Below are 596 nucleotides of genomic sequence, written 5' to 3'. Positions count from 1 at the left end.
GAAAGGCTACACTTTTGTAGCGCACCAACAAGAAGTGGGTACAGGTTACTTCGATAGAATGACGAACACCATCCAAGGTGGTAACTCATCTGTCACTGCGCTTACCGGTTCGACCGAAGAAGACCAATTCTAATTGGCACTGCAACACTTCCTTAATCAGCGTCAGTAATGGCATATTTTGAGCGGCATCCCGGCCGCTCTTTTTTCGTCTTTATAACGCTTCTTCATCCGGTTCAATTTCTTCCGGCTCAACCTCTTCTTGCAGTTCAAGTAAGTTGATCGCGATCGTAACGAAGTCCGTGTCAGTAATGATTCCAACCAGATGCCCTTTATGCACGATAGGCAAGCAGCCCACTTTGTGCTTTTGCATGTAAATGGCGCTCTCTTTTAGACCCGCTCTTGGCTCTGCAGTCATGATGTTAGTGTGCATCATTTCGTAGAGAGGCGTATCGAGGGTAAAAGATTGTTCAGCGTCATCTGGGTGCAAACAGGATTCTTGAGCAGCAAGAATATCACGTTGAGTCACCAAGCCTTGTAAGTGATGATTGGCGTCAACAACAGGAATATGTCGAATATCCAACGCGTCCATCATGCTC

General features: G+C 46.5%; 1 protein-coding gene. It reads right to left on the bottom strand.

What is annotated here, in order from left to right; all coding sequences use genetic code 11:
• Window positions 1–211 precede the first annotated feature (211 nt).
• Window positions 212–596: CBS domain-containing protein (locus tag R7Q09_RS26970; RefSeq protein ID WP_318144054.1), on the bottom strand; the 385-nt coding region annotated here is incomplete at its 5' end.

It is taken from the genome of Vibrio sp. 2130-1 (assembly GCF_033339515.1).
Note: the sequence above shows the minus strand (reverse complement) of the source record. Positions and strands in the feature narration are given on the sequence as shown.